General features: G+C 73.1%; 18 protein-coding genes. 11 read left to right on the top strand and 7 right to left on the bottom strand.

Going from position 1 to position 24,646, the window contains the following annotated elements; genetic code table 11:
- Positions 1-130 precede the first annotated feature (130 nt).
- Positions 131-967 carry a GntR family transcriptional regulator gene (locus ACGFSC_RS05420; RefSeq protein ID WP_359909736.1) on the top strand — a complete coding sequence of 279 codons (837 nt, stop codon included), beginning with the start codon at positions 131-133 and terminating at the stop codon, positions 965-967.
- Positions 968-1,284: 317 nt separating this feature from the next.
- Here the strand turns inward: ACGFSC_RS05420 and ACGFSC_RS05425 are convergent, their stop codons facing one another.
- Entirely contained in the window at positions 1,285-1,695 is a 411-nt protein-coding gene (locus ACGFSC_RS05425) for a hypothetical protein (RefSeq protein ID WP_359909733.1), read from the bottom strand.
- A 342-nt stretch (positions 1,696-2,037) separates the two neighbouring features.
- On the opposite strand from ACGFSC_RS05425, the gene ACGFSC_RS05430 reads away from it, so the two are divergent.
- Complete coding sequence (locus ACGFSC_RS05430; protein WP_359909730.1) at positions 2,038-2,241, top strand: cold-shock protein; 204 nt, start codon at positions 2,038-2,040, stop codon at positions 2,239-2,241.
- A 426-nt stretch (positions 2,242-2,667) separates the two neighbouring features.
- On the opposite strand, the gene ACGFSC_RS05435 is transcribed toward ACGFSC_RS05430, so the two are convergent.
- Complete coding sequence (locus tag ACGFSC_RS05435; protein WP_359909727.1) at positions 2,668-3,126, bottom strand: MarR family transcriptional regulator; 459 nt, start codon at positions 3,124-3,126, stop codon at positions 2,668-2,670.
- Between the two features lie 111 nt (positions 3,127-3,237).
- Between ACGFSC_RS05435 and ACGFSC_RS05440 the strand changes: the two genes are divergently transcribed.
- Complete coding sequence (locus ACGFSC_RS05440; RefSeq protein WP_359909725.1) at positions 3,238-4,509, top strand: alpha/beta hydrolase; 1,272 nt, start codon at positions 3,238-3,240, stop codon at positions 4,507-4,509.
- A 212-nt stretch (positions 4,510-4,721) separates the two neighbouring features.
- On the opposite strand, the gene ACGFSC_RS05445 is transcribed toward ACGFSC_RS05440, so the two are convergent.
- Positions 4,722-5,879, bottom strand: coding sequence for a hypothetical protein (locus ACGFSC_RS05445; protein ID WP_359909722.1), 1,158 nt, complete (start codon positions 5,877-5,879; stop codon positions 4,722-4,724).
- A gap of 448 nt (positions 5,880-6,327) precedes the next feature.
- Here ACGFSC_RS05445 and ACGFSC_RS05450 point away from each other — a divergent pair, with 448 nt between their 5' ends.
- Positions 6,328-9,093 carry a SpoIIE family protein phosphatase gene (locus ACGFSC_RS05450; protein ID WP_359909719.1) on the top strand — a complete coding sequence of 922 codons (2,766 nt, stop codon included), beginning with the start codon at positions 6,328-6,330 and terminating at the stop codon, positions 9,091-9,093.
- A 101-nt stretch (positions 9,094-9,194) separates the two neighbouring features.
- Here the strand turns inward: ACGFSC_RS05450 and ACGFSC_RS05455 are convergent, their stop codons facing one another.
- From ACGFSC_RS05455 to ACGFSC_RS05465, 3 genes are all read right to left on the bottom strand, one after another.
- Entirely contained in the window at positions 9,195-10,385 is a 1,191-nt protein-coding gene (locus ACGFSC_RS05455) for a CapA family protein (protein WP_359909716.1), read from the bottom strand.
- A gap of 172 nt (positions 10,386-10,557) precedes the next feature.
- Positions 10,558-11,178, bottom strand: a complete 621-nt coding sequence (locus tag ACGFSC_RS05460) for a hypothetical protein (protein ID WP_359909713.1) — start codon at positions 11,176-11,178, stop codon at positions 10,558-10,560.
- 190 nt (positions 11,179-11,368) lie between these two features.
- Positions 11,369-12,397 (bottom strand): hypothetical protein, encoded by a 1,029-nt coding sequence (locus tag ACGFSC_RS05465; protein ID WP_359909710.1) that lies wholly within the window; start codon positions 12,395-12,397, stop codon positions 11,369-11,371.
- Between the two features lie 377 nt (positions 12,398-12,774).
- Between ACGFSC_RS05465 and ACGFSC_RS05470 the strand changes: the two genes are divergently transcribed.
- On the top strand, positions 12,775-13,503 hold the full coding sequence (locus tag ACGFSC_RS05470; RefSeq protein WP_359909708.1) for a hypothetical protein: 729 nt from the start codon (positions 12,775-12,777) through the stop codon (positions 13,501-13,503).
- 134 nt (positions 13,504-13,637) lie between these two features.
- Here ACGFSC_RS05470 and ACGFSC_RS05475 read toward each other — a convergent pair whose 3' ends face one another.
- The gene (locus tag ACGFSC_RS05475) at positions 13,638-14,504 is read right to left on the bottom strand and encodes an SAM-dependent methyltransferase (protein WP_359909705.1); all 867 of its coding nucleotides are present in this window, start codon (positions 14,502-14,504) and stop codon (positions 13,638-13,640) included.
- A 307-nt stretch (positions 14,505-14,811) separates the two neighbouring features.
- Here ACGFSC_RS05475 and ACGFSC_RS05480 point away from each other — a divergent pair, with 307 nt between their 5' ends.
- The 6 genes from ACGFSC_RS05480 (at position 14,812) to ACGFSC_RS05505 (ending at position 24,475) form a co-directional block, all read left to right on the top strand.
- The gene (locus tag ACGFSC_RS05480) at positions 14,812-15,228 is read left to right on the top strand and encodes a hypothetical protein (RefSeq protein ID WP_359909702.1); all 417 of its coding nucleotides are present in this window, start codon (positions 14,812-14,814) and stop codon (positions 15,226-15,228) included.
- Positions 15,229-15,492: 264 nt separating this feature from the next.
- On the top strand, positions 15,493-15,762 hold the full coding sequence (locus tag ACGFSC_RS05485; protein WP_359909699.1) for a DUF2087 domain-containing protein: 270 nt from the start codon (positions 15,493-15,495) through the stop codon (positions 15,760-15,762).
- A 153-nt stretch (positions 15,763-15,915) separates the two neighbouring features.
- Entirely contained in the window at positions 15,916-16,257 is a 342-nt protein-coding gene (locus ACGFSC_RS05490) for a PadR family transcriptional regulator (protein WP_359909696.1), read from the top strand.
- A complete protein-coding gene (locus ACGFSC_RS05495) occupies positions 16,254-17,177 on the top strand; it encodes a hypothetical protein (protein WP_359909694.1) in 924 nt (307 codons plus the stop codon). Before ACGFSC_RS05490 ends, ACGFSC_RS05495 begins: the two co-directional genes overlap by 4 nt.
- A gap of 153 nt (positions 17,178-17,330) precedes the next feature.
- Complete coding sequence (locus tag ACGFSC_RS05500; protein ID WP_359909692.1) at positions 17,331-18,173, top strand: DUF4184 family protein; 843 nt, start codon at positions 17,331-17,333, stop codon at positions 18,171-18,173.
- A 431-nt stretch (positions 18,174-18,604) separates the two neighbouring features.
- Positions 18,605-24,475: a glycosyl hydrolase family 18 protein gene (locus ACGFSC_RS05505; protein ID WP_392862496.1), complete on the top strand. Its 5,871-nt coding sequence runs from the start codon at positions 18,605-18,607 to the stop codon at positions 24,473-24,475.
- Positions 24,476-24,646 lie beyond the last annotated feature (171 nt).

The raw sequence follows: 24,646 nt of genomic DNA on the forward strand, positions 1-24,646 counted from the left end.
GCGACCGCTGCCCGGACACCTCGGGTCCGGACGGCGGTCGCCTTCCGCCGGTCGCCACCCGGCGGTGCCCGTCGGTGCCAGGCAGGCACCGATTTTGTGCTGTACCCCCGAAGGTACGTACATTCACCTCGTGTCCCGCACCACCCACCCGACCCCTGACTCCCAGGAGGGCGCCGTGACCTCCGCGCCCGGTCCCGGCCCCGGCCCCCGGCCCCTCGCCCGGGCCGCGGGCAGTCCGCTCTGGGCGCAGCTGCGCGCCGACCTGCTGCGCCGGCTCGACGAGGGCGAGTTCCACGACGTCTTCCCCGGCGAGCACGACCTCGTCGCCGAGTACCGGGTCAGCCGGCACACGGTCCGCGAGGCCCTGCGCAAGCTCCGTGAGGAGGGCCTCGTCACCGCTCAGCGCGGCAAGGCCTCGCGGTTCACCGCGAGCCGCCCCCTGGAGCAGGACATCGGTGAGGCGTACAGCCTGTTCCGCTCGGTCGAGGAGGTCGGTGCCGTCCAGCGCAGCGTCGTGCGCGCGCTCGACCGGCGCGCCGACGGCGTCATCGCGGCCCGCCTGGGACTGGAGGAGTCCACGCCGCTGGTCTACCTCGAACGTGTCCGCCTGGCGGACGAGGAACCGCTGGCCGTCGACCGGATCTGGCTCCCCGCGGACGTGGCCCACCCGCTGCTGGACGTCGACTTCACCCACACCTCGCTCTACGACGAGCTCGAACGCCACTGCGGCCGCAGCATCCGCGGCGGCTGGGAACGCATCCGCGCGGTGGTCCCCGGCCGGGGGGAGCGCATCCTGCTCGACTGCCCCGCGACCACCGCGCTGCTGGCGATCGACCGGCTCGGCCGCGACACCGACGGGCGTCCGATCGAGTGGCGGCAGACGCTCGTCCGGGCGGACCGCTTCGCGGTCGCCGCCGCGTTCACCGCGCACGACTACCGGCTGGGCGCCTCGGTCCAGACGCCCTGACGGGACCGGGCGGTCGGGCGGCCGGGTGGCCGTGGCGGGTCGGTGGACGGCCCGCGGGAGGCCGACGGCCGGTCCGGCCCGGGAGCTGGTGGATGTTGTTCGGCAACCTCTGCCTGACCGACAGTGGAATGCGGCCTGTTGGGCCCTGAGCAGGCTCCGGCCGAGGGGTGACGACGAGGTCGGCCGACCACCGGCGGTCGGTGGGCCGACAGATCCGAGGAGTGCGCGGCCGTGTCCGTCCGTCCCCCCGCCGACCCGGCATGCGAGGACGGTGTCCGTCGGCCGTGACCTGAGTACGGCCACGCATGCCGCTTCGGTCATGGCCGGTCTGTGGCGTCCGGTGGACTCCCCGGCCACACTTCGAACGCCTGGGAGAATCCCGCCGGGGGTCCGGTGCGGAAACGGGCGCGGATCAGCGCCGCGACCTTGGCCACGGCGTCGGCTCTGCCACCGAGCTCCACCTTCACCGGGCCGGAACCGGCATCTGCGTGGGCAACCGGTCGGGCGGGGGTCTCCGCGATCGGCGCCGACGTGTCCACCTGCCAGCGGGTGTGGACCACCTGATCGGCGAGGGAGACATAGTCCCCCGCGGAGCCAGGACCAGGGACGGCGATAAGCCCGAACGACTGCCCCACCGTGTCGGCGACGACGTTCGCCACCGCTGGCGCACCGGAGATCGACATGTGCACCATGACGCTCGGTTCCCGTGAGGCACTGGCACCGGTCATCGCTCTCCTCGGAGGTCGGATCTCCTCCAAGGGTCTGCCGGTTCCGGGCCTCCCGCATCTCTTCGAGTAGGGAGCCCCGCCCCGGTGGGTGGCGTCCGGCGGGTCGACGCCGACCTCATCGCCTGCGGGTGCGACAACCACGCCGCTTCGCCCGCGGTTGGACTTCCTGGCCGCGGGATGTTCTGCGGTGTAACGTTTTGATCAAGCAGTCGTGGTTCCGAAGTTCTCGCCCGCGGTTACCCGCCGTGGGCGTTCTCATTGCTCAATGCCTCTCCGGACCAAGGCGATCATCTCCGGGCCCGCACCCGTGGGACCCGATCAGTCCCCACGAAGGAGAAGAGCATGGCCACCGGCACCGTGAAGTGGTTCAACGCCGAGAAGGGCTTCGGCTTCATCGAGCAGGACGGCGGCGGCCCCGACGTGTTCGCCCACTACTCGAACATCGACGCTCAGGGCTTCCGTGAACTCCAGGAGGGTCAGAAGGTGACCTTCGACGTCGTGCAGGGCCCGAAGGGCCCGCAGGCGGAGCGCATCCGCCTCGCCTGACCCCTTGCACACGAGCGGGCGCCCCGCACGGAATCCGTGTGCGGGGCGCCCCCGTCTCCGCCGACAGCGAACCCGCACCCTTCCCGGCGCGTCACCGTCGATGACGGCAGACGGGGCCACCCGTTCGGCCTCGTCGGCGCCGAGGTGACGACCTCCTCGAACTGGTCCACGGCGAGGACCGGGCCCGTGCCGCGCACGGCGTCGAACACAGTGGCCGGGTCGGCGGTGAGCGCCGGCAGGACCCGGCGCCCAAGGTGTCGGCCATGATCGCCTCCACCGGCCGGGCGGCGCCGGCGGCGGCCAGGGTCGTCGGTTCGGCACTGAGATCCCAACGGTATCCGTGCGGATTTCCGATGAATCGTCAAAGTCGGTGACGGCAAGGGGAGCCGGACGTCCCGGGTGCGGCTTTCGGACCGGCCGGCGGTCTCACAGCCGGTCGTAGACGGCGGACAGTCGCTGCAGCACCTCGGCGGCCCGGTCGAGGGCGTCGTCGTCGTAGTCGTCCAGATCGGTGTGCAGGGCCTCGGCCAGCGCGTTCTGGCGCTGGTCGTGCCGGTCCCGGCCGGTGTCGGTGAGGGCGACCAGGACGGAGCGCTTGTCCTCGGGCTGGCGGGTGCGGGTGACGTAGCCGGCCGTGACCAGGCCGTTGACCAGCTGGGTGGTGGCGGCGCCGGTGGTCTCGGTGGCGGCGGCGAGCCCGCTGATGGTGAGGGGCCCCTGTTCGGCCAGGGTGCGCAGGGCCCGGGCGTGGGTGAGGGAGAGCGCGCCCGGGGTGCGGGTGGCGCGTCCGCGCAGCCGGGCGTCGGCGGCGCTGAGCCGGTAGGCGGCGCGGGCCAGGCGGTCGAGTGCCCGGGCGCGGTCGTCGGTGGGTGGCGTCTCGGCCATGGTCGGTCCTCCTCGGCGGGTTGACAGCAGCCTAGCCTCAGTACTTAATAGCTAAGTACTTATTCATTAAGTGCTTAGCCAAATGCTGAGCGGATCCCCAGGAGGACACCCATGACCATCCGTTCCACCGGCCAGACCTGGGCCCTGGACACCGCCCTCGCCCAGGGCGGCTTCGACGCGCTGCACCCCGAGGCCGTCGGGACCATGGAGCAGCTGGGCCACGACCACACCGACTTCGCCAAGGTCTTCGCGCTGGTCAGGAGCGGCGCGATGCTGCCCAAGGCGTGGGCGACGGTGGCCGGCCAGGCCGAGGAGCGCGCCGCCCACCACGAGCGCGGCGGGTTCGCGCAGACCGCCGCCGACCTCTACCTGCGGGCGGCGGTGATGTGGGGCCGGGCGCAGTACTCGATCTTCGACGCGGCCGACCCGCGCAAGACGGCCATGCGCCGACGCGCCGATCACTGCGTGGAGCGCCTGGGCGCGCTGCGCGACGGCCGGGTGCGGCGGGTGGAACTGGACTTCGAGGGCTCGCGGATCTTCGCCCTGCTGCACCTGCCGGCCGGACCGGTCGAGAACGCGCCGGCCGTCATCCTCGGCCCCGGGATGGACATGATCAAGGAGGACTACATCTGGGCGGCCGAGCGCTACTACACCTCGCGCGGCCTGGTCGCGCTGTCCATCGAGGGGCCGGGCCAGGGCGAGAGCCGCGCCGGCGGGCTGACCGTCGACCTCGGCAACTACGAGCGGGCGATCGGCCGTTACCTCGACCACCTGGCCGCGCTCCCGGAGGTCGACGCCGAGCGGATCGGCATGTTCGGCATCTCGATGAGCGGCTACTGGGGATCCCGGGCCGCCGCCACCGACCGTCGGCTGGCCGCGCTCGCCGCCTTCGAGGCCGTCACCGGGGAGTTCGCGACGATCTTCGAGCGCGCTCAGCCGACCTTCAAGAACAACTACATGTTCATGGCCGGGTACACCGACGAGGAGGCCTTCGACCGCGACCTGGCCCGGCGGATGCCGCTGGGCGACCTGGTGGCCGACATCACCTGCCCGGTGCTGTACGGGATCGGCGAGTTCGACGAGCTCACCGACCTCGGCCAGGCGCTGGAGAGCTTCGAGCGGGTCCGGGCGCCGAAGGAACTGCGGGTCTACGAGGACGAGTTCCACCCGCTCGGGGGAGTGGCGGCCGAGGTCTTCCGGTTCGGGGCGGAGTGGCTGCAGCGGGCCCTCGGCGGCGAGTTCGCCGACCCCGGACGGGACGTGCGCCACTACGTCCACCGCGACGGCCGCACCACCGACGGCAGCGCCGACCCCACCTGGTGGCTCGGCGGCGCCCCGACCGCGCTCACCGGCATCCGGCACGCCCGGGCGAGCCGGGGCTGAGCCCCGCGGACGCCGCCGCCACGGGGCACCGCCAGGGGGTGCCGACGCTCAGCCGCCGGCACCCCCGGCACCCCCGGCACCCCCGGCACCCCCGGCACCCTCGGGCGCCCCGCGGTGCGCCCGAGGACGTCCGCACACCGCAGCACACATCCCCGCACAGCCGGGCCCCTCGCGCCGAACCGGCCCGACTCGTCGGATCTGTCGTGTCGCGCCTACACGAAGGTCATGGCGGCGCCGACGGTCGCGTTCAGGCCGGCCGCGACCCACGGATCGGGGGACGGGCCGCGGACGGGGCCGAAGTGGACGACCCGGGGGCCGTTGGTGCCGCAGGCCGGGTAGCCGTCGACGTCCGAGACGGCCACCGAGCTGCCGGGGTTGGAGAAGCCGGTGGCGCTGATCGCCTCGGTGCTCTGCCACAGGCCCGCGGAGGACAGGTGGGCGAGGGTGATGGAGCCGTCGGCGGCGACGTAGCCGACGGCGGTGCCGGCCGCGTTCCTGGCCGCCGAGACGACGGCGCCGTCCGGGACGCTGCCCGTCGGAGCGGTGGTGTTCGCCTGGAGCGAGCCGATGCGCCCGGCCCCCGCGCCGACCGTCGCCAGGTTGAGCCGTCCGTCACGGCCGGCGAAGAACACCGACACGGTGCCGGAGGTGGTGCCGGGGGCCACCGCGATGCCGCCGCCCGGTCGGGCGCTGCCCGCCGGGGCGATGGTGTAGCTGGTCAGCCCGCCGGTGGCCTGCGACGTCCAGCCGACGGTCACCCCGCCGCTGTCGCCGACCGTGAAGATCCCGGCGCGGCCGGTGACGGCGAGGGAGGCCGCCTCCGAGGACGGAAGGGCGGGGGCGGGGAGCTGGCGCCAGTCCACGGTCATCGGGAGGCACGCGTCGGTGAACTGCGGGACCGCCGGTGCCGCCGCCGTGGCGCCCGTCCAGGTACCGGTGAAAAGGGTCAGCCGGGTGCCCGCCCACGTGGCGGTGATCCGCCCGCCGGGCTCGGCCGTGGCCGGACCGCTGATCGAGAACGGCGCCGAGCCCGGGTTGTCCGCGCAGTACTCGTACAGCGAGCCGTCCGTCGCGGTGAAGTAGACCGCGGGCCGATGGCCGGGGGTCCGCACCGCCGCCACCCGCGCGCCCGGCGGGGCGAGCGCGGCCGGCCCGCGCCGTGCGGCCGTGCTCCAGCTGCCGGCGGTGTCCGAGTACTGGTAGCTCCACAGGCCCCCGTCGTCCCCGATGTAGTACGCCTCCGCCTCGCCGCCCGCCGCCGCGGCGGACGGCACCGGGCCGGCCAGCAGCGCGGCCGCGGCCAGGACCAGCAGGCTGAGCAGTGCCCGTAGCCGGTGCGCCGGCGGTCTGTGCGCGTCGCCGTTCGTCATGGCTCGTTCCTCTCCAAGTAGGCTGTGAGGCAGGCAGTTTGACAGGGCGTCGGCCATGCTTCCAGGGGGCGGGAGAGGAGAGGTGGAAGCCTCCCGCCGTCGATCCGGCACCGGCCCGGCCCGACAGCCGTCGACAGGCATCCGCCCGGGGCCGCGTCCGTCCGGCCCGGTCGGGGCACGAGGAGCAGGACGGCCCGTCCCGGTGGACCCGGGAGGCGCCTGCCCGCTCCCCGGCGGGTTCGGACGACCGCAGGCGGCAGCCGGGCCCCGCGCCGCCCGTGCGGCCCTGGGCCCCGGCGGCTGTGGAGGCACGGCCGAGGGCCCGGTACTAGGCTGAAGGCCGAGGCGGCGTCCGGCCGAGGATGGTGCCACTGCCTCGGAACTCCTCTCAGCCGTCGGACGACGGGAGACCCGTATGAACGACCGCGCCGAAAGCTGATCCGGGCCGATGCGCGCAGCGGACGGCCATGACGCCGCGGGTACGGACCCGGGCGGACCCGGGCAGGAGCGGCCGCCCCGGGGCGGTCTGCGCTCGCGGCTGCGGGTGCGCAGCGTCGCCGGCCAGGTGTTCGTGTGTCTGCTGGTCGTGGTGGCGCTGCTGGTCGGAGCCGCGCTGACGACGCTCGTCCTGCAGGCCCGGAGCTACGCCACGGGCGTGGCCGCGGGCCGTACCCGTGCCGCGGCCGTCGCCCTGGCGCAGGCTCCCGGTGTGGTGAGCGCGATGGACGGGCCCGATCCGACCGCGGTGCTGCAGCCGCTGGCCGACAAGATCGTGATGCAGGGCGGCTTCGACTACGTCGTGTTCGCCAACCCGGAGGGGATCCGCTACACGGCCCAGACCCCCGACCTGGTCGGGAAGCACGTGATCGGCCCGTTCGCGCGCTCCCTCATGGGGCCGACCACCGACAGCTTCCAGACGCCCGTCGGGCGGGTGGTGGAGTCCGGAGCGCCGGTCACCCGGCCGGACGGCTCGGTCGCCGGAGCGGTCGGGGTCGGAATCACCGTCGCGCACGTGGGCACGGCGGTGACCCGGCAGCTGCCGCTGCTGTTCGGCGGCGCGGCGGTCGCGCTCGCGGTCGGCATGGGCGGGGCGCTGCTGGTGCGGCGGCGGCTGCGGCGCCAGACGCACGGCCTGGGCCCGGCCGAGATGACGCGGATGTACGAGCACCACGACGCGGTGCTGCACGCGGTCCGCGAGGGCGTGCTGATCGTCGGCGGGGACGGGCGGGTCCTGCTGGCGAACGACGAGGCCCGGCGACTGCTGGAGCTGCCGCCCCGGGTGGAAGGGCGGTCGGTCGACGAACTCGGGCTCGACCCAGGACTGGCCGGGCTGCTGGCCTCCGGGCGCACCGCGACCGACGAGGTGCACCGGGCCGGGGACCGGCTGCTCGCCGTCAACAACCGCCCCACCGCACCGTTCGGCGGCGGGTCCGGCAGCGTCGCGACCGTCCGGGACACCACCGACCTGCGGGCACTGGCCGGGCAGGCCGAGGCGGCCCGGGCCCGGCTGCAGCTGCTCTACGACGCGGGGCTGCGCGTGGGCACCACCCTGGACGTGACACGGACCGCGCAGGAGCTGGCCGACGTGGTCGTTCCGCGGTTCGCGGACTTCACGACGGTCGACCTCGCCGAGCCCGTGCTGCGCGGCGAGGAGCTGTACCCGGACCTCGGCATCGAGCACGGCCCGCGACTCCACCGCGCGGCCACCGGCGGCCGCGGCGAGGACTGGCCGTTCATGCCCGTGGGCACGGAGCTCAGCCCGCTCCCCGGTGCCCCGCACGAGACCGTCCTGAAGACCGGGCCCGCCGCGCTGGCCGACGACCTGCGCCATGAGCGGGCCCGGGGGGCGGGCGCCCCGGAGGCCGCCGACCCGGTGCTCCGGTACGGGACGCACTCGCTGATCACCTCGCCGCTGCGGGCGCGCGGCCTGACCCTGGGCACGGTCAACTTCTGGCGGGCCGGTGAATCCGCGCCGTTCGACGACGAGGACCTCTCCGTCGTCGAGGAACTGGTGGCCCGCACGGCGATCTGCGTGGACAACGCCCGCCGCTACACCCGTGAGCACAGGATGGCCGAGACGCTGCAGCGCAGCCTGCTGCCCCGGGGGCTGCCCGAGCAGAGCGCCATGGAGGTGGCCTACCGCTACCTGCCCGCGCTGCGCGGGGTCGGCGGGGACTGGTTCGACGTCATCCCGCTGCCCGGCTTCCGGGTGGCCCTGGTCGTCGGCGACGTCGTCGGCCACGGCCTGCACGCCGCCGCCACCATGGGCCGGCTGCGCACCGCCGTGCTCAACTTCTCCGCCCTCGACCTGCCCCCGGACGAACTGATCGCCCGCCTCGACGAGCTGGTCACCCGACTCGACCAGGACGAGGAGGCCGGGACGGCGGAGGAGGGCAAGAACGCGCCCGTCACCGGGGCGACCTGCCTGTACGCGATCTACGATCCGGTCTCCGGCCAGTGCAGCATGGCGCGGGCGGGGCACCCCCCGCCCGCGCTGGTCCACCCCGACGGCAGTGTCGAGTTCGCCGACCTGCCGGCCGGCCCGCCGCTCGGCGTGGGCGGACTGCCCTTCGAGACCACCGAGCTGCGGCTGGAACCCGGAACCGCGCTCGTCCTCTACACCGACGGGCTGGTGGAGAACCGCGACCGGGACCTCGGCACCGGGCTCGACGAGCTGCGCCGGTCGCTGACCGGCGCCCAGGACCACCGGTCCCCGGAGGACACCTGCCGGGCCGTGTTCGACGCGCTGGTCCCACCGCGGCGCAGCGACGACATCGCCCTCCTCGTCGCGCGCACCCGGCTGCTCGATCCCGACCGCGTGGCCGTCTGGGACGTGCCGTTCGACTTCGCCGCCGTGTCCCGCGTCCGCAACGAGTGCGTCGAGCGGCTGACGGCCTGGGGACTGGAGGAGCTGACCTTCACGGCCGAGCTGATCCTCAGCGAGCTGATCACCAACGCCATCCGCTACGGCGCCGAGCCGATCCGGGTGCGGCTGCTGAAGGACAGCAGCCTGGTCTGCGAGGTCTCCGACGGCAGCAGCACCGCCCCCCACCTGCGCTACGCCGCCACCACGGACGAGGGCGGCCGGGGCCTGTTCCTGGTGGCGCAGCTGGCCGAGCGGTGGGGCACCAGGTACACGGCCCGGGGCAAGGTCATCTGGTCCGAGCAGCCCCTGACCGCGCCCGAGTACCGGTTCGAGGCGCTGTTGGCGTGACACCGGGAGTGGTGCGCGTCGGACGGCTGCGGTGCCGTCCGTGGGTGCAGGGTGGCTCGGGTGCCGTCCGTGCACGCAGGACCGTTCGGGTGCCGGTCCGCTCAGGGGGCCGTGGTCAGCCCTGCCGAGGCGCCGCCGCGGCTCAGCACGACCGTCCGGATGTGCTCCAGGGCCCGGGCGTAGTCGCCGCGGCCAGGAGTGCGGTGGACGGCCTCGGTCAGGTCGAGGACCCGGTAGGGCGGGCCGAGGTCCGTCAGCTGCGGGACGAACTCGGCCTTGGTGACGGCCCACCGCTGCCCGGGCCGGGTCGGCGGCGAGAAGGTGAACCGGGCGATCGAGCTCCAGTTCCCGCGCGGGTCCTCCGCGCCGGTGTGGTTGAACATGTGTCCGGCGAGCTGGTCGCCCAGGCCGTAGACCGTCCAGGTGTCGCCGATCTTCTCGTACGCCTGCGGGATGTGGGCGTGGGTGCCGAGGATCAGATCGATGTCGGGCCGGCCTGGGCTCCGCTCGGCGGCCAGGTCGCGGGCGAGTGCGAGCTGCTGGTCGTTCGGGGCGTCCTGCCACTCGGTGCCCCAGTGGAGGCTGACCACCACGATGTCCGCCCCCCGCTCCCGGACGGTCCTGGCGTCGGTGAGGATCCGCTCCCGGTCGATGAGGTTGACCGCCCAGGGCTGCCCCTGCGGCAGCGTGATGCCGTTGGTGCCGTAGGTGTAGGCGAGCTGGGCCACCGTGGCGCCGCCTGCCGTGAGCAGCGCGGGGCTGCCCGCCTCGTCGGCGCCGCGGGCGGAGCCCGTGTGCTTGAGGCCGACGGCGTCCATGGCGTCGAGCGTGCGCCGGATGCCGGCGGGTCCGTCGTCGAGCGTGTGGTTGGAGGCGGTGTCGCAAGAGCTGTATCCGGCGTCCTTGAGCGCCCGGGCGATCTGCGGGGGCGACTTGAACGACGGGTAGCCGGTGAAGGGCCCACCGTCGGGGCCGTACACCGTCTCCATGTGGCAGATGGCCAGATCGGCGGCACTGATGACCGGCTTGACGCCGGCGAGCATCGGGGTGAAGTCGTAGCCGTTGCCCCCGGCGTCCTCCGCGGCCTGCCGGATGATCTCGGTGTGCGGCAGGACGTCCCCGGTCGCGACCAGGGTGAACGCCCGTGGCCCCGACGGGGTCGGCGTGGCCGCGGAGCCGGGATCGCGCAGCGGCGACGGCGCGGTCTGCCGGGCCTGCGGTGCCCCGCACCCCGTGAGGGCGAGCAGCAGGGCGGTGGCGGCGGTGAGAACTTCTCGGCGCGGAAATCGCATCGTCGGACCGTCCGGTCATCGGCGGGTATGACGGTCCGACTATGCGAGCAACCGACCGGCCGATGCGGAACCCGCGCCCTGAGATCACCCGAGGAGACTCAAGGAGGCCGTACCCCGGAGGACCGGCTCCCGCGGCGGGGCGGTGTGCGGGCGGCCACCCCGGGGCAGTGGCTCAGTCGTCGGTGCGGGCCAGGCCCTCGGCGAGGGGGCCGAACAGCAGGCCCCAGTTACCGGGGAGGGCGGCGATCGCGGCGGTGAGATGACCGCGGACGACCGTCCACTCGTCGGGACGGTGGAGCGGACCGTGGGCGATGACGGTCTCCAGGCAGTGGTCGACGGTGTCGGCGAAGTCGTCGTCCTGCGGTCCGGCGTGGCCCAGGCGCCCGCAGGCCCGGTCGACGTCGGCGGGCAGGCCGGTCTCCACGTCGAGGTCGGTGGCGGCGTCGAGGAGGTAGAGCAGATGGCCGCCCGGCTCGGGGAGCCCGGTGCGCAGGCCGTCGGTGGTGAACGTCCGGTCGGCGTTGTCGCCGACCAGGTCGGAGCCGTCGACGGCGTCGGCGACCAGCACCGCCCAGTAGGCCGGATCGTGCGGGCCGTCGGTCTGGCGCAGGTGGGCGGCGGCGAACGCGGCCATGGCGTCCGGGTCCTCGATGAGGGGCGAGACGACCAGGTCGCTGCGGTGGTCGAAGCCGAAGAAGTGGCGGCGCCCGTCGAGCGTGAGCGACTCGACGGCGGCGACGTGGCCGACCCGTCCGGGCAACGGCTCGTAGCGGGTGGCGGATTCGGTGTTCATGGGGAGGACCGTAGCGGGGGGTGCCGACATCGGCGGGTGTGAACGGGCGGGTGTGAACGGGCGGGCGTGGACGGGCCGGTGTGGACGGGCGGGCGTGAACGTGCGGCGTGGACGGGCCGGTGTGGACGAGCGGGAGTCGACGGGCCGGTGTGCGGGCGGCGCAGGGCCCGCACACCCGCCCGTCGGACGGTCAGAGGACGACGGCCTTCAGGTAGCTGGTCTCGCCGCGCGAGCCGGCCAGGTAGAGGGTGTGCCCGTCGGGGCCGAGCGCGGTGGCGCCCACGCCGTCGAGGCCGAAGCCGGTGAGGTCGGCGTCGGGGAGGGCGGTGTTGGTGGTGGTGTCGTAGACCAGGACGGTGGCGGAGGGCTTCCAGCCGTCCTTGAGGACGAACAGGCGGCTGCCGTCGGGGGAGACCGACACCAGGTGGGTGTCGGCGGAGGTGGCCGGGCCGCCGAGGGTGAAGGCGGTGCGGGAGGTGTCGGTGAAGGGGTTGAGCTCGTAGCCGGAGCGGCTGCCGAGGGCGTAGAGGCGGGTGCCCTCGCGGGAGGCGGTGACCTCGGTCGCGGCGGCGAGCGGCTGGACGGTGCCGATGACGGTCGGGACGGGAGTGGTCAGGTCGAGGTGGACGACGCCCGCGCCGGTGGCGACGTAGGCGGCGGCGCCGCCGTTGTGGAGGGCGATCCCGTCGACGTCCGGGTCGCCGAGCGTGACGGCGCCGGTGAAGGAGCGGGTGACGATGTCGAAGACCAGCACCCGGCCGGGGCCGGAGGAGCCCTGCTGGGTGACGAACACCCGGGACCCGTCGGCGCTGACGGCGATCGCGCGCGGGCCGTCGACGGGCGTGCGGGAGAGCACGGTGTTGGTGGCGAGGTCGACGGTCAGCAGGTGGTCGGCGGCGAGGACGTAGATCCGGTTGCCGTCGGGGCTGAGGGCGGGCCGGCCGACGGGGCCGTCCTGGCCGAGCGGGGTCTGGGCCAGGACCGCGCCGGTGCGGGTGTCGACGGTGCGCAGGAAGCCGGGGTGGTCGGCGCCGACGTGGTCCTCGGCGGCGACGTAGGCGCGGTTGCCGTCGGCACTGACGGCGATCCCGAACGCCCGCCACCCCACGGCGGTGTCGGCTGTGCCGGCGGTGGCGGCGCCGGCCGGCACAGCACACAGGAGTGCGGTGGACGCCGCGAGGGCGATGGTCCAACGAGCCTTGACCGTAAGCGAGTTCACAGATCTCTCCCCGGACGGTGGCCGCGCGTTGTGCGAGGCGTGGACACGCTACGAGGAGGGGCGGGGTGGGTGGAGAAGGTGTGAAGGAGTTGACCGGATCGGCATTGGTCTAGTCCAAAATTCGCGGGCGCCCGGTTGTTGCCGTTGAGGGTCGGCAGCGGGCGCATGCCGGAGCCATTGCCGATCACCGCTGGCTGCGGGGCCGCGCCGAGCGGGTCGGAGCTCTCCCCGGGCGGGGCGTCAGGAGCCCCGTTCCCGCTCTGCGAGGGTCGCGTCCATTCAACTGGCCTTCGATGCCCGGTTGTTGCTGTTCACGGACGCTTCCGGGCCGCCGCGGCGGGAAGACTGGGAGGAGAGTACGGCGCGGGGGAGGCGCAGTGGGACGGACGGCGTGGGCGACGGGGCGGGCGGCGGCGGTGCTGGCGCTGGGGGCCGCGGCCTGTACGGGCCAGGGCGGCGGCGACTGGGGCGACGGCGGACTGCCCGCGCCGACCGTCGTCGTGCGGCCGGCGCCGGCCGGGCACGGGGTGGTGCTGTCGCCGGCCGCCCCGGCGTCGGCGCAGTGGATCGTCGACAGTCTGGCCCTGCCGGGTGCGAGTCCGGAGGCCTGTCCGGTGCCCGCCCTGACGGACATGGTGGTCCTGGACAACGGAATCGGACGCAGCCACGCGGCCGCGGTGTGGCTCGGGGGTGGCGAGGTGGAGTGTCTCGCCACGATCAGGAACGGAGACGGCGTCACCAAGGTCGTCGTCGGCACCTCGCTCGACTCCCTGGCGGGCCAGCCGGTCCCGATCTGGCTCGGCGGCTGGGCGATCTTCACCGTCTTCCCCGGCGATGCGAGGAAGGTCGTGATCAAGGGCGACGACGACCACGTCTTCGGGCCGCTGCACCAGCGGTTCGTGGACTTCGGCGGCGGCCGGGAGCTCACGATCGTCGAATACGCCTACCTCCCCGAGGGCCCGGAGTCCGAGCAATCGACTCCCTCCGCCCGGGCGCAGGTGTGCCCGTCGGGCACCGGCCCGGCCGGCACCGGCTCCTGCCGCCCGGCCCGCTGGCTCGGACGGCCGCCCGCACCGACGCCGAGCCGGCCTCCCGACTCGGTCTGACCGCGTCGCCCGGCCCTGAGCGCCCGGCGCACCCAAGTCCGCCCGGCGCGCCCAGGTCCGCGTGGCCGGGCCCGTGGCGTGACCACCTGCCGGTGCTCACGCCACGGGGCGCCGTGCCCCCGACTCCGCGAGCATCAGGGCTTGATGGCGACGGCCGCGTAGAAGGAGACCTGGGCGTCGGTGACGGTCGCGGGCAGAGCGTCCGTGGACACGTCGGTGTCGTCGCCGTGCCAGCGGTGGGCGGGGACGATGCCCGGGTCGAGGAGGTCCAGGCCGGAGAAGAAGGTGGCGAACTCGTCCTTGTGGCGCAGCCGCAGGGAGGTGCCGGCCTGGTTGTAGATCTCCTGCACCTTGGAGGCGCCGGACGGGTCGAGTTCGGCCGTGGCGTGGGAGAGGACGAGCGCGGAGCCGGACGGCAGGGGGTCCAGGAGGTGCTTGACGATGGCGTGGGCGTCGCCGAGGTCCGGGACGAAGTGGAGCAGGGCCACCATCGACAGGACCACGGGCCGGGTGAGGTCGAGGGTCGCCGCGACCTGCGGAGTGGCCAGGATGGCGGCCGGGTCGTGGACGTCGCCGTGCACGTAGGCGGTGCGGCCCTGGGGGGTGCTGGTCATCAGGGCGCGGGAGTGGGCCAGGACGACGGGGTCGTTGTCGGCGTAGACCACGCGGGCCGCCGGTTCCACGGCCTGGGCGACCTCGTGGAGGTTCGGCGAGGTGGGGATGCCGGTGCCGATGTCCAGCCACTGGCGCAGACCGCGCCGGGCCAGCGCCCGGGTGGCGCGGTGCATGAAGGCGCGGTTGGCGTGGACCGCGGTGCGCATGGTGGGGAAGACGGTCAGGACGCGTTCGGCCGCCTCGCGGTCGACCGCGAAGTTGTCCTTGCCGCCGAGGAAGTAGTCGTACATCCGGGCGCTGTGCGGAACGTCCTGGCGTATGTGAAGGGCGGCCGATTCATCGGATCCGAACTCGGCGGCCGTCGCCACGGTCTCGTCGGTGCTCATTCCCTGCCCCTTCATTGGTGATCATGCCAGGCCCGCCGCAGTCTAGCCAACTCGCCTGCGGTGCGCGGGAAGTCCGCCGCATCCCCCGGCCGCAGGACTGCGACGACGACCCGCCGCCGGAATGGCGGGCGGAACCGGCGCGGTCGAGCCGCCGGACCGTCCGCCTCTCCGCGAAATCGCTTACTGTTACAAGGTGGTGACGTTTCGTCCACAACCCGAGTGCGGCGCGGGGCGTCTCCATGGATGACAGGGCCCGAGTCGCACCGATCGTGCCTTCGGGCCGGATCCACCTTGGAAAGGACGCACCGTGATCGTCTCCAAGCGGAACTCCCTGCGCCTGGCCGCCGTGACCACCCTGGCCGCGGCCTCCCTCGCCGTGGCGGGCACCGCCATGGCGGCCGCCCCCGTCTCCCAGCCCGTGCCCGCCACCCAGCCCGCGGCCGTCACCGCGCAGGCCGGCATCACCGCCAAGCCGTCGGTCTCCACCGTCCAGGCGTGGCAGCTGTTCCGCGTCACCGGCACGACCACCGGCCTCAAGGCGGGAAGCACGGTGACCCTGCAGCAGAAGCAGCACGGCGCGTGGGTCACCCTGCCCGCCACCGTCACCACGACCGGCACCGGCTCCTACTCCCTCGGCGTGAAGCTCGGCATCAAGGGCCTGAACGAGCTGCGCATCATCAGCGGAAGCACCGCCTCGCCCGTGTTCACCGTCACCGTGCGCTGACCCACGGCGCACGGCCCACGGCCCACTCGGCATGCCGCACCGTACCCGGCCCTGACGCCGGGTACGGTGCGGCGCACGGGCCGGCAGCCGGGTTCTCGTGCGGCCCCGGCGGCGAGGAAAGCCGACCGGGTGTGATGTCGGTGATGTGCGGTGGAGCGGCCGGAATCCCCGCCGGCGGAAAACCGGATGACTCGCGGCGTCGTGCTCTGGCAGCCTCGGCGGACGAAGCACCCGAAGGACCGCCGACCTGCACAGGAGTCACCGATGTCCGAGCCGCCCGCGCACCTGGCCGCCCTGTTCCGGGACGGCCGGTTGACGGCGATCCCGCGCAAGGCGGGCCCCCGTGCCGCGCTGCTCGACCACCTCGCCACCCTCTTCGAGCCGGCGCGGGAGTACGGCGAGGCTGAGGTCAACGAGGCTCTGCGCACCGTGCACGACGACTGCTCGGCGCTGCGCCGCTACCTGGTGGAGAGCGGCCGGCTCACCCGGACCCGAGACGGTCGCAGCTACCGGCGCGCGGCCGCCGGCGTGTGAGCGGAGCAGTGGCGTGGCAGGGGCGGCGTCGGCAGGGGTGGCGTCGGCCCGGGCGAGCCGCTGAGGGCCGAACCGGGCGGTGCCGGGCCGCCCGGCGGCCGCGACGCGGACCGCCGCGTTGAGATGCTCCGGCGGAGTGACTATCTTCGTCGGGTGAGTGAGCGCGTGATGCAAGAGCCGACCGTGATGGTGATGACAGCCCTCGCGGACGCACCGCGGCACGGGTACGCCATCGCGCAGGAGGTCAAGGCGATGACCGGCGGCCGTGTCGCGCTGCGTACGGGCGCCCTGTACGGGGCCCTGGACCGTCTGCTGGCCGACGGCATGATCGAGGTCGAACGCGAGGAGATCGTCGACGGCCGGGCCCGGCGGATCTTCACCCTGTCCCCGGCGGGGCGGGAGCGGCTGGCGGCGGAGGCCGAGCGGCTGGCCGAGACCGCGAGGGAGGCCAATCGCCGGCTGTCCGCCGCGCGGCCGTCGCCGTCCGCCACGTGATCGACCATGTGGTGCGGCTGTATCCCGCCGCCTACCGGCAGGCCCACGGCGAGGAGATCGCCGCGACCTTCCGGGAGATGACGGCGGGGGAGCCGCTGGGCTCGCGGCTGCGCGACGGCGCGGGTCTGGCGGCGCACGCGCTGCGGATGCGGCTGGGAGCGGGCCCGGCGGCCCGGGCCGCGCGGGTCCTGGGCCTGGCCTACCCCTTCGCCCTGGCCGCCGCTGCCGCCGGGTGCGGCCTGCATCTGCTGCGCTGGTACGCGAGCCTCGTCGCCTCCCCGGCCCCGTGGGGGCTGCAGCTCGGAGTGGACCTGTCGGGGGCGTGGGGCGTGCTGCTCGTGTCGTCCCTGTTCGTTTTCGTGGGGGCGGCGTCGGCCTTGGCCGGACGGTGGCGGGCGGGGCTGCCGTGCACGGTGGCCGGGCTGCTGTCCTTCGCGGTGGCCGCGGTGGTCAGCGGGCCGGCCTTCGGCGACCCGGTGGCCACCCCGGCCGCGGCGGTCCTGGCGGCGGCCGTGGTGCTCGCCTGCCCGCCGGACCGGCGGGTGGAACGCGGTGGTGCGGGGCGCGCTGATCGCACCGGACCGGCGGGCACGGCCGGTGCCGTGGTCGCGCTGGTGGTCGTGCCGCGGGCGCTCGTCGATTCCCACGCGGTGCCGTGGGTCAGCACCGACTACGGGTGCTGGCCGCTGCTCGTCCTCGCCGCGGCCGGGGTCGTGCTGACCTGGCGCGGCGGGTCGCGGGGCGGGCGCGAGTCGGCGGCCATCGCCCTGGCGTCCCCGCCGCTGCTGGCGCATGCCTGCGTCACCGCGTGGGGTGACGTCACCGCCGTCGCGTGCCTGATGGCCGTGGTGTCGGCGGCCGCGGTGGCCGTGCTGCTCGTCGGTCGCCTGCGGCGGAACCGGGTGCGTTCCTCGGCCTGAGCTGCGCCTGTCGGCCTGAGTGCCCGTCGGTCCCGGCGGCCTGGCGCTGTCGAACATCGATGCCGGAATCGGATGGGCCGGCTGCGCCCCTGATAGTCCGTTTGACGTAGCATTCCGTTCGACGGACTATTGGGTCCGTGCGAGAGGATGCCCATGCCGTTCACCCTGTCCCACCCCGCGGCGGTACTGCCCTTGATGCGGCGGCCCTTCAGTCGCACGGCGCTGGTCGCCGGAGCCGTCGCACCGGACCTGCCCTACTTCCTGGTCACCACCGGACTGCCCGTCAGCGCGCAGTCCTGGTACGAGCCCTTCGCCAACGCCACCACCACGCACGGCGTTTCGGGTGTCGTCGCCGTCACCCTGCCGTACGCGCTCCTGCTGTGGGCGCTGCTCCGGGCCGCCCGGCGCCCGCTGGTGTCCCTGCTGCCCTCGTCCGCGCCGTGGCCGCCGTCGGGGGTTGCCTGTTCGCCGGTCCGGCGGGCCGGGTGGATCGTCCTGTCCGCACTGGTCGGTATCGCCAGTCACCTGGTCTGGGACGCCTTCACCCACGTGGACGGCTTCGTGGTCACCCGCACACCCTGGCTGGCATCCACGGTGGTGGGCGGCCTGACCTGGGCGCGGGCCCTGCAGCACGCGAGCACCATCGGCGGTCTGGCCGCGATCGCGCTGTTCGCGTGGCGCAGGCGGGAGCACCTCCTCCCCGGCTCCGGTCGTCCCTGGCCGGTCAGTGGTCCGCGCCGCCAAATCCTGCTCCCGATGGCCCTGTTCACGGCCGTCGGGGCTGTTGTTCACGCCTGGCGGTGGCGCGCCGGCCCGGAGGCGGAGACGGCCGGGCTGTCGGCGGCCGGCTTGGTCGAAGGCGTGCTGTCCGACGCGGCGAAGGGTGCGGGCGCCGGCCTGATCGCCGCCCTGGCCCTCTACGTCCTCGCATGGTGGATCCGCCACGCGGTCACGGAGGCCCGGTCCCGGCTGGGCGGCGTCGGCTCCGCGCGTTGATCACACGTCTACCGCCGCTTCGTAGAGTCCCGTCGCCCTGTGTGTCGTCAACGACAGGAAAGAAGCAGAGAGAAGAAATGCAAGACACGTCACTGCGATCGGGACATCCCCCGCGTGGGATTCCCCGTCATCGACCGGCCGCCTGGCGCAGAGTCGCCGCGCTGCTCACGCTCACTCTGATCGCGGGCCTCGTCCAGGCCGTTCTGTTACCGGCTCCGCCCGCTCGTGCCGCCACCGTCAAGGACCTCAAGGTCGGGACGTGGAACATGAACATGGGGGCGTTCGACCTGTGGCTCACCTGGATACCGAAGCTCCTGAACTCCCGGGACCTCAACGTCCTGGCCCTTCAGGAGCACAATGACAATTTCGACTTCATGAATGAGGGCGGTCACGGGTTCAGCAGACTGGGCGAAGACAGATACCCGGATGGGATGGGAGGGATCGTTACGGCGCAGGGGTACGTGTGGCACTGGCCGGGTCTTCCGCGGAGCATGTACTACGTCTACGCCCTCAGGGCATCCAACAACAACCGGGCCCGGGTCATCATCACGGACAGCCCCGCCGACATGGAAGTGGTGCCGGCTGCCAAGCCCGACCAGGGGTTCGGAACCACCCCTCGGCAGAGTGAGGCGAACTGGCGCAATGCGAAGTCGAAGCGGCCGGCGCTGGGCGTCAAGCTCGAGGGCAACGACACCTGGATCTACGACGTCCACAGCGCCGCGAACAGTGGCAAACAGAACGACACCGGCCCGCTCATCAGGGCGATCTCCCAGAGGCACCCGGACGGGAACTGGGCGGTTGTCGGCGACTTCAACCGGGAGCCGGACGGACTGGCCGCGGACCTTGCCGAGCTGCAGTTGCCCCAGGCGCAGTGGCAAATGGTCACGGCGGGTCAGCTCAAGACGTACTCGTCCAAGGACACGAGCTCGGACAGGTTCCAGACCAAGCTCTACGACTACATGGTCCGCGGCGTCCCGGCGGGAGGAGACGGACCGGCCCCTTACAGTGCCTACCGTCAGACGAACGTCGTCGACATCCTCAAGGCGGACGGCTCGAGGGACCCGGCTTCGGACCACTACCCCGTCGTCTTCCGCAGCGGAGGGCCCGGCGGCGAGGATCTCGACTGCCTGGTGATGCCGGGGCAGTCCCTGGCCCTCGCCGCGGTCGAGGCGGCGTCGTCGTCCGGCTGTGGTCAGGCGCCGCAGAAGGCCATCGTCTCGATGGGCGACAGTTACATCTCCGGTGAGGGCGGCCGTTGGGCGGGCAACGCGCTCACCAAGCAGGAGGGGGACGTCTGGGGGACGGACCGGCGCTCCAGGTGCGCGGACGGCTCGCAGGACTGCGTGTACGGCGCGACGTCCTACGACAACAAGGGCAACCGGTGCGACCGTTCCGACGTCGCCCCGATCAAGGGGGCGGAGTTCGAGGGCATTCCCGTCGAGCGGCGGTTCAACATCGCCTGTTCGGGCGCGACGACGAAGGACATCCTCACGGAGTCGCGCAACAACGAGAAGCCCCAGATCCAGCAGCTGGCCGACCTCGCCCGCACGTACGACATCCGGATGGTCGTCGTGTCCATCGGCGGCAACGACCTCGACTTCAGCGGGATCGTCTCGGACTGTGCGAAGGCCTACTACCGCTGGGTGGAGATCTGCTCCGCACCCAACAAGGCGGCGAGGGTCGCCCGCTCGGTCGACGCCGTGCAGGCGGAGATCGTCAAGACGCTCGCCGCGATCCGGAGCACCATGACCGCGGCCGGCCAGTCGGGCTACCAGTTGGTGCTCCAGTCCTATCCGAACCCGATTCCCGCCGCGGACAACTTCCGCTACCCGTTCGACGGTACCTCCGACCCGCGCTTCCGCCAGGGCGGCTGCCCGTTCACCGACCCCGACGCCGACTGGGCCCACAGCACGCTGGTCCCGAAGATCAGCGACATGCTGCGCCGGGCCGCCGGGACCGCCGGCGCGAAGTTCCTGGACGTCCAGGACGCCTTCGCGGGGCACGAGTTGTGCGCGAAGGGAGCCGAGCAGGCGACGGAGGCGAACAGCAACGCGAGTCCGTTGCCCGCGTCGAAGGCCGAGTGGGTCCGCTGGGTCCCGTACATCCCGAATCTCGGGTGGCTGACGCCCAACGCGCAGGGTGACATCCAGGAGGCCATCCACCCGAACGCCTTCGGGCAGCAGGCCCTGTCGCAGTGCCTGACCGGGTTCGGGAAGGAGGCGCCGGCCTCCGACCGGTACCTCTTCACCTGCAGGGGTTCGGGCGACGGCATGAAGGTCGCACCGGACGGTTCCGCGGTGCGTGAGGGCATCGTCCGGCTGCGCAACGCCGAGACGGGCGAGGTGCTGGACGCCCAGGGGAACGGCACGGACGACTACCTCGTCACCCGTCCCGACAAGGCGGAGGCCAGCCAGCGGTGGCTGCTCCACAACGTGGGCGAGAAGGTGACGCTGCAGGCGCAGCACAACGGGCGCTACCTGAACCTGTGGCACCACCTCCTCAGCGGCCGGAACTGGGCCGCGCTGGGCGACAAGGAGACCGGCTGGTTCCACTCGGCGAGGGAGGACGGGCGGGTCGCGCTGTCCCTGGACGATGTCGACATGACCTCCGGCTGCCTCACCCAGGACCCGGCGAGGCGCACCCAGGGCGAGAACTGGGTCGGCATCGACTCCTGCGGCCAAGGCGTCAAGAAGGAGCAGTACTGGTACATCGAGTACCCCGACGACGTGGTCATCACCCCCCGCCAACCCGACACCGGCACGGATCCTCGCGAGGGCCAGCAGGTGGAGCTGCGCTCGGCCACCGGCATGTCCGTCCACCTGAGCGGCGGCAGCACCGACGCCGGGACGAGCGTCCAGGCCGCGGAACCCGACGGCAGCGGTGCCCAGCGCTGGGTGATGCGCTCGCTCGGCGGCGGCAACTGGCGGATCGCGGCCTCGGCGAAGCCGGACATGGTCGTGGACCACAATCCCGGGCCGCACACCACCCACCTCGTGCAGGCGGAGGAGGGCAACGCCAACCAGGTCTGGCAGCCGAAGGGCGCCGGCGGCGGCTGGTACACCCTGGTCAGCAGTGCCGACGGCGGCTGCCTGACGGCCGGCGGCGCGGGCGAGGCGCTCGCGGTGACGGCCTGTGACGCGAAGAACCAGGCCCAGCGGTGGAAGTTCCGGGAGACCGGGACGGGCACGCAGGTGGGTACGATCCGCGGGCTGGAGGGCAAGTGCGTCGAGCCGCGCGGCGGCAGCCGGGACGACCGGACCCCGGTCGCGCTCGCGGACTGCGCCGGCTCCGACGCCCAGGCCTGGACGGTCTCGGCCGACGGCTCGCTGCAGTCGCTGGCCAAGTGCCTGGACGTGGACGGCCAGCGCGCCGACAACGGGACGGCCGTCCAGCTGTACGAGTGCAACGGTTCCCCCGCCCAGAAGTGGATCTACACCGCGCGACAGGAGCTGCGGAACCCGAACTCGGGCAAGTGCCTGGACGTTCCCGACTCGGACACCACCCGGCCGTTGCAGATCTACGACTGCAACCGCCGCGACTCCCAGAGGTGGCAGCTGTCCGCCCGCCCGGTGGGCCAGCCGGACGGCGGTGACGCGGGCGACCCGTTCGACGCCGCCCCGGACGACCGCGGCACCAAGCCGGCCGCCTCGGGGGACTGCCGTCCCGAGGGCATGGCCGTCACCCCGGGCGTGGCCGCCCGGTACTGCGACGTGTACGACGGCGCGGGCCGCGAGTGGGTCGGCAACAACCGCACCCGGCGCGTGGTGGGCTACTTCACCGGCTGGCGCGCGGGCGCGAGCGGCGACCCGAAGTACCTGGCGTCGAACATCCCCTGGTCGAAGGTCACGCACGTCAACTACGCGTTCGCCGAGGTGCGGGACAACCGGATCAGCATCGGCGACCCGAACGACCCGGCCAACCCGGCGACCGGCATGACCTGGCCGGGCGAGAAGAACGCCATGGACGCCTCGCTGCCGTACAAGGGGCACTTCAACCTGCTGAACACGTACAAGAAGAAGCACCCGGCGGTGAAGACGCTGATCTCGGTCGGCGGCTGGGCGGGCACCCGGAACTTCTACGCGATGACCACCAACGCCGACGGGTCGGTGAACCAGGCCGGCATCGACGCGTTCGCGGACTCCGTCACCGACTTCCTGGACCGGTACGGGTTCAACGGCGTCGACATCGACTACGAGTACCCGACCGCGCTGCCCAACACCGGCAACCCGCTGGACTGGGACGTCTCCAACCCCCGCCGCAAGGGGCTCCAGCAGGGCTACAACGCCCTGATGAAGTCGCTGCGGGAACGGCTGGACCGGGCCGGCACGGACAAGGGCCGCTACTACCTGCTGACGTCCGCGGGCTCCTCCTCCGGCTACCTGGTGCGCGGGCTGGACGCCGGGCAGGCACTGCAGTACCAGGACTACGTCGACGTCATGACCTACGACCTGCACGGCTCCTGGAACAGGTTCGTCGGCCCGCAGGCCCCGCTGTACGACGACGGGCGCGACAACGAGCTGGCGGACGCCGGCATCTACAACGACCAGGCGCCCGACACCAAGGACTTCCGGAAGGAGGGCTACTTCAACGTCGACTGGGCCTACCACTACTACCGCGGCGCGCTGCCGGCCGGCCGGATCAACCTCGGCATCCCGTACTACTCCCGCGGCTGGCGCGACGTCCAGGGCGGCACGGACGGGCTGTGGGGAACGGCCGCGATGCCGGACCAGGCCCAGTGCCCGCTGGGCACCGGCGGGCGCGGCCCGGCCAACGCGCAGTCCTGCGGGACGGGCGCGGTCGGGATCGACAACGTCTGGCACGACCTGGAGAACGAGCGGGAGGTCGGCGCCGGGTCGAACCCGCTGTGGCACACCAAGAACCTCCAGGACGGCCGGACCCCCGGCTACCTGCGGTCCTACGGCGTCGACACCAACCTGCCGAGCGGACAGCTGACCGGCACGTACGCGGAGAAGTACTCGGACGCCCTCCAGTCGCCCTGGCTGTGGAACGACGCCAAGAAGGTGTTCCTCTCCACCGAGAACGAGAAGTCGCTCGACGCCAAGGCCCGCTACATCGTCGACAAGGGCATCGGCGGCGCGATGATCTGGGAACTCGCCGGCGACTACGCCCAACGCCCGGGCGGGGAATGGGGCATGGGCTACGACCTGACCACCCGCCTGGACAACGCCTTCAAGGGCGCCGGAGCCACCGGCAACACCAAGGCCGGCGGGCGGCCGCAGCCGGCCGAGGTGATCGACGTCAAGGCCGAACTGGTGGACTTCCCCACCGGGGAGAAGGACTTCTACCCCGTCCAGCCGAAGCTGCGGATCACCAACAACTCCGGCGTCACGCTCGCCCAGGGCACCGAGATCGCCCTCGACCTGCCCACCTCGATGCCGCCGGTCGTCAAGGACAACGACTACAAGGAGATGAAGGGCCTCGTCCCCGGCCACACCGGCCCCAACACGGGCGGACTCAAGGGGGACTTCCACCGGCTCACCCTCACCCTCGGCTACTGCGAGGACCTGGCGCCGGGCAAGTCCCGGGACATCGACCTGAAGTACTACCTGCCGATCACCGGGCCGTCCAACGTGACGTTCAGGATCGGCGGCCGGGAGTACGGCTCGACCGGCGACCAGCGCCGCGACGTCCGGACCGTCGCACCGCCCGCCCCCGCCGCGGGCAGCTCCTGCCAGGCACCGGACTGGAAGCAGGGCCAGGTCTACCGGCCCGACGGCGGACGGCTGTGGCGGATGTACGACAAGGGGGACAAGGGCTGGATGTTCGAGTACGGCGACAGCCCCGCCGGCAAGCCCATGATGATCGACAACAACCCCGACCAGTCCCGGGCCCACCTCGTGGAACTGATGGAACAGAACGCCAACCAGTACTGGCGGATCCAGCCGGCGGGCGGCGGCCTCTACACGATCGCCGGTGGCGGCCGGTGCCTGACCGCCACCGCCTCCCGGCAGGACCTCGCCTCCGTGGGGTGCGACGGGCGGGCCGAACAGAAGTGGCGGCTCGTCCCGATCGCCGACAACGGCAGTGAGGGAGCACCCGGCGGGCCGAAGCACAACGGCCTGTTCAAGCTCCGCTCGGCCGCGGGCAACGACATCGAGCTCGCCGGCGGCGCCACCGCCCGGGAGACCCATCTGCTCACCGGCGACCCGGCCGCCTCGACGGCCGCGTTCGTGAAGTACCAGGGCTCCTACTGGTACGCCCAGTGGTACACCACGGTCGCCCCCGGCACGGCTGAGGCGAACGGCGGCCGGCCGTGGAAGAAGCTCAGCCCGGCGCCGTAGCACCGGGGAGACCACCGGCCCCGAGCCGGCCGGGCACCGCGTTCCCGCGGCGCCCGGCCGGCTCTTCGCTTCGCCGCCCACGGGCACGTCCGGCCGCTCGGACGCGGGTCCCCTGGTGGAGCTCCCGGCGTCCGGGGGGCGGGAGCGCCGCCATCGGCCGAGTCCGCAGGG

Source organism: Kitasatospora sp. NPDC048715 (genome assembly GCF_043198905.1).
Lineage (GTDB): Bacteria > Actinomycetota > Actinomycetes > Streptomycetales > Streptomycetaceae > Kitasatospora > Kitasatospora lactacystinica.